This is a genomic window from Herbaspirillum sp. UBA812 (genome assembly GCF_002296545.1).
GTDB lineage: Bacteria > Pseudomonadota > Gammaproteobacteria > Burkholderiales > Burkholderiaceae_D > Herbaspirillum > Herbaspirillum huttiense.
Genome location: NZ_DBIC01000137.1, coordinates 1 through 4,557, shown reverse-complemented (window position 1 = coordinate 4,557; position 4,557 = coordinate 1). Strand labels below are relative to the sequence as shown.

Annotated in this window: 5 protein-coding genes; 2 read left to right on the top strand and 3 right to left on the bottom strand. The window is 65.2% G+C overall.

The genetic code is table 11. The features are described from left to right. From B3873_RS08685 to yddG, 3 genes are all read right to left on the bottom strand, one after another. Positions 1-506, bottom strand: a 506-nt coding sequence (locus B3873_RS08685) for a MotA/TolQ/ExbB proton channel family protein (protein ID WP_286865317.1), incomplete at its 3' end; no start/stop codon positions are given. Positions 507-528: 22 nt separating this feature from the next. Then, entirely contained in the window at positions 529-1,251 is a 723-nt protein-coding gene (locus B3873_RS08680) for an energy transducer TonB (protein ID WP_286865315.1), read from the bottom strand. 168 nt (positions 1,252-1,419) lie between these two features. Next, the gene (yddG, locus tag B3873_RS08675) at positions 1,420-2,316 is read right to left on the bottom strand and encodes an aromatic amino acid DMT transporter YddG (RefSeq protein ID WP_039784819.1); all 897 of its coding nucleotides are present in this window, start codon (positions 2,314-2,316) and stop codon (positions 1,420-1,422) included. A 158-nt stretch (positions 2,317-2,474) separates the two neighbouring features. Between yddG and B3873_RS08670 the strand changes: the two genes are divergently transcribed. Together B3873_RS08670 and B3873_RS08665 are read left to right on the top strand one after the other, a co-directional pair. Continuing rightward, positions 2,475-3,131 (top strand): 7-cyano-7-deazaguanine/7-aminomethyl-7-deazaguanine transporter, encoded by a 657-nt coding sequence (locus tag B3873_RS08670; RefSeq protein WP_039784818.1) that lies wholly within the window; start codon positions 2,475-2,477, stop codon positions 3,129-3,131. 96 nt (positions 3,132-3,227) lie between these two features. Next, the gene (locus B3873_RS08665) at positions 3,228-4,385 is read left to right on the top strand and encodes an MFS transporter (RefSeq protein WP_039784817.1); all 1,158 of its coding nucleotides are present in this window, start codon (positions 3,228-3,230) and stop codon (positions 4,383-4,385) included. Positions 4,386-4,557 lie beyond the last annotated feature (172 nt).

The window sequence follows — 4,557 nt, the reverse complement described above, 5'->3', positions numbered from 1 at the left end:
CCGGCGACCTTGTCGATGCTGGCCTGGCCGCTGCTGCCGATGGAGACCAGGGCGTGGTAGATGCCCCAGACCGTGCCGAACAAGCCCACGAAGGGGGCCGTCGAGCCGACCGAGGCCAGCACCGCCATGCCCGACTGCAGGCTGGCCGAGGCTTCATCGATGGCCTGGCGCAGCGACAGCGTGACCCACTCGCTGACCGGCAGGCGATCCTGCAACTGGCCCTGGTGCGTGGTGTGGTGATCGACTGCGCCCTGGCCGGCGCTGGCAAGCGCGGCAAAGGGATTGTCACGGCCCAGCAGGGTGATGCCGGCGGCGACGTTGCCGGCCTCCCAGAACGCGTGGCCTGCGGCGTGCGCCGGAGTACGGTAGCGCCACAATTGCAGGGCCTTGGTCACGATCACATACCACGAGGCCATCGACATCATCGTCAGCAGAAGCGCCACCGCCTTGGTGACGACATCGCCTTGCGACCACAGGGCCGTTAGGCCGTAGGGACTTGCATCCATTGCTGATTCCTTTCGTTCGGGGTTACTGCGTCAATTGAAATTTGATCGGTACGACCACATAGGCAGGCAGCGCCCTGCCCTGCTCCACATAGGGCTGGAAGCGCGCGCGCTGGACGGCCTCGCGCGCAGCCTGGTCGAGGCTGGCGATGCCGGAGGAGCGTTCCAGTGCAATCTGCTCCACCCCGCCCTGGGCATTGATCAGCACGCGCAGCAGCACCTCGCCTTCATCGCCGCGACGGCGGGCCGCTGCGGGATAGACCGGCTGCGGTGCAGTGAGGTACTGAACGCCGCTGGTAATGACAGGCGGGCGGATCATCGGGGCGGCCGGCGTCACCGGGGCAGCGGCAGCCTCGGGCGCAGACGCTGGAGCAGCTGGCGCGGAAGGAGCAGATGGCGCGGATGGCGCAGATGACGTATCGGCAGAAGTGACCATGGCCGGCGCGGGTGCCACGGCCTGACGGGGGTGCGGCATGGGTGTCGGCCGCAATGGCACAGTGCGCACGGGGGCTGCAGGATGCGGTGATGTCGCAGGCAAGGGCGGCTGCGGTGCGGACTCGATGAGTGCCAGCATCACGGTGGGCGGTACCGGTGGCGTGGAGATGGGCGCGGGCAAGGCGTGCATCTGCGTGGCCAGCCACAGCAAGCCCAGATGCGCAGCCAGCACCAGCAGCGCCGGCTGCGCTCTGCGCAGGATGGCCGCACCGGGTACCGTGCGCTGTGGAGAAAGTGGAAGGGATGACAGCATGACTCTTGCCGCGTTGCGCGGCCTTGCTCTGAAAAAAGCAGGAGTCTAGGCAGTCATGATGACCTCGCCGTTACGCGTCGATGACAACGGCGTCAGGAAAGCCCGATGCGTTGTAAAACTTTGTTAGCAGCGTCGCAGGCTGGGAACTCCGCCGCCCGTAGCGGGAGATCAATCCTTTTTGCGTCCAGCAGCGGTGGCGCGCCAGCAGAGAATCGATCCGGCACACACCAGCGCCGCGCCGACCCAGAACGACGGCGGCAGCGGCGCGCGCAGCAGGGCGGCCGACAGTGCCGAGGACAACACCGGGATGAAATACGAAGCCCCCGCCAGCACCGTCACGTTCCCGTGCAGGATGCCCACATTCCAGGCTGCATAACCCAGCCCCATGGCGGCAGCCGCCAGCAGCAGATAGACCAGCGCGGGCACGCTGAAGGAAAGTTCAGCGGCATGACCGCCCAGCAGGACCTTCACCCACAAGGCCAAGGCCACCAGCATGAAGAAAGGCGTCACACCGTTCCTGCCCTCGGCGATGCGGGTGGTCACGGTGCAGTAGGCTGCCCAGATCAGGGCACCGATGAAGGCCAGGCCATAGCTCAGGGGATTGTCCTGGATGTTGGCCAGCATGACCGGCAGGTCCAGGCCCTGATTGCCGCCCAGCACCCAGCAGATGCCCAGCATGGACAGGATGAAGCCCGGCACCACCAGCAGCGTCGCGCGCTGCCCGCCGAAGAGAATCGCCGCCACCAGCGTGAAGGTCGGCCACAGGTAGTTGACCATGCCCACTTCGATGGCCTGGCGGCCGGTATGGGCGTAGCCGATCGAGAGCGACAGGCACAGTTCATACGCCACGAACAGCACGCTGCCCCACACCAGATACCTGCGCGGGAAGCTGGACAGGCGCGGGAAACCGACCGACACCATCAGGATCAGCGAAGCCACCGTATAGATGGCCGCCGCGCCGCCGGTGGCACCGAGATGTTCGCTCACGCCTCGGATCAGGCCAACGATGGCGCTCCACAAGACCACGGCGCTCAAACCGATCAGGGTTGCCTTCTTGCTGTTCATTGCACCTGCCCAAAAGCGCAAGAGTGTACCTCAAGGGCCGGCACCGGGCCTTGTGATAAAATCCTGCCCCTTCTGTCCGGTCTTCGGCGGCCATTGCCCGCGCGGCGGCCGGACGTGTTCCATGGGTTCCCTCGCCCCCATTCATCAAAAAGGTTCATATGACGACTCTCGACCTGCGGCGCCATGCCGCGCTGCTGACCTGGCTTTCCCTGTTCCACCTGCTGGTGATCACTTCCAGCAACTACCTGGTGCAATTGCCCGTTTCGATCTTCGGGCTGCATACCACCTGGGGCGCCTTCAGCTTTCCTTTCATCTTCCTGGCGACCGATCTGACGGTGCGCTTCTTCGGTGCGCCACTGGCCCGCCGCATCATCTTCGCGGTGATGCTGCCGGCCCTGTTCATCTCCTACGGCATCTCAGCCCTGTTCTACATGGGGCAATGGCAGGGCTTCGGCGCGCTGGCGCATTTCAATGTCTTCGTGGCGCGCATCGCGGCGGCCAGCTTCATGGCCTATGTGCTGGGGCAGGTGCTGGACGTGCAGGTGTTCAATCGCCTGCGGGCTTCGCGCCACTGGTGGCTGGCACCGTCAGTGTCGATGATCTTCGGCAATGCCAGCGACACCATCGCCTTCTTCTCCATCGCCTTCTGGCGCAGCAGCGATCCCTTCATGGCCGAGCACTGGGTGGAGATCGCGCTGGTCGATTACGGCTTCAAGATCGCCATCAGCCTGCTGTTCTTCCTGCCGGCGTATGGCGCGCTGATGTCCTTCCTGAAGAGCTGGTTTGGCCGCCCCTTGGCAGCCGATCCGGCTTGAGTCCTGCAGCGATTTCCATCCAACGGTAAACTTGCGGCTTTGCGCGGTCTGCCCTGACCGCGCCCTCCTCCTCTCCACCCTCCACCTGGACTGCGCATGAACTGGCCCCTGTTTGCCCTCGCCGTTGCCGCCTTCGGTATCGGCACCACTGAATTCGTCATCATGGGCCTGCTGCCCGACGTTGCGCTTGATCTGGGTGTCACGGCTCCGGCCGCCGGCATGCTGGTCTCGGGCTATGCCCTGGGCGTGGCCGCCGGTGCGCCCATCCTCGCCATCCTTACCGCCAAGTGGCCGCGCAAGCAGGCGCTGGTGGGGCTGATGTGCCTGTTCATCCTCGGCAATGTGCTGTGCGCGCTGGCCCCCAATTACCCGTTCCTGATGGTGGCGCGGGTGGTCACCGCCTTCTGCCATGCGGCCTTCTTCGGCATCGGCTCGGTGGTGGCAGCAGAACTCGTGACGCCGCAGAAGCGCGCACAGGCAGTGGCGCTGATGTTCACCGGCCTGACCGTGGCCAACATCCTGGGCGTGCCGCTGGGCACCGCCTTCGGCCATGCGGCGGGCTGGCGCTCCACCTTCGGCGTGGTGACCGGCATCGGCGTGCTGGCCGCCGTCATGCTGTGGACCATGCTGCCCAAGAAGATCCCCATGCAGGCCGGCAATATCTTCCAGGAGTTCCGCTCCATCATCGATACCCGCGTGCAGCTGTCGCTGCTGACCTCGACGCTGGCCTCGATCAGCATGTTCAGCGTGATCACCTACATCGCCTACATCCTGCTGGACGTGACCGGCTTCAGCGCCCGCGAAGAAAGCTGGGTGCTGCTGCTCTTCGGTGCGGGCATCACCGTGGGTGGCCTGGTCGGCGGCAAGCTGGCGGACTGGAAACTGATGCCGGTGATGTGCGGCGTGTTCCTGTGCATCGCCATCGTGCTGGGGCTGTTTTCCTTCACCAGCCATTACAAGTGGCCGACGCTGGCAACGATGTTCGCCTGGGGGGCCTTCGCCTTTGCGGTGGTGCCCGGTGCGCAGATCCGCGTGCTCGACACCGCACGCGGCGCGCCCAACCTCGCATCGACCCTCAACCAGGGGGCCTTCAACCTCGGCAATGCCACTGGCGCCTGGGTCGGTGGACTGGCGATCTCGGCTGGCCTGCCGCTGACCGACCTGCCCCTGATCGGCTCGGTCTTCGCCCTGCTGGGCCTGGTGACGGTGGCCGTCTCGGCCTCGCTGGACAAGCGCGTTCGCGCTCCGGCCTGACTCTTCCCGCTCCGAAAAAAAGGCGCTTGACCCTCACGGGCAAGCGCCTTTGTTCATCCTGGCCAAGACAACTGAGCGGTCAACCCGCCTTCAGATGCGCCGAAGCGACGAAGTTGTCGAAGAAACTTTCACATCGGGCCAATTGCTCCAGTGTCACGAACTCGTTGGGCTT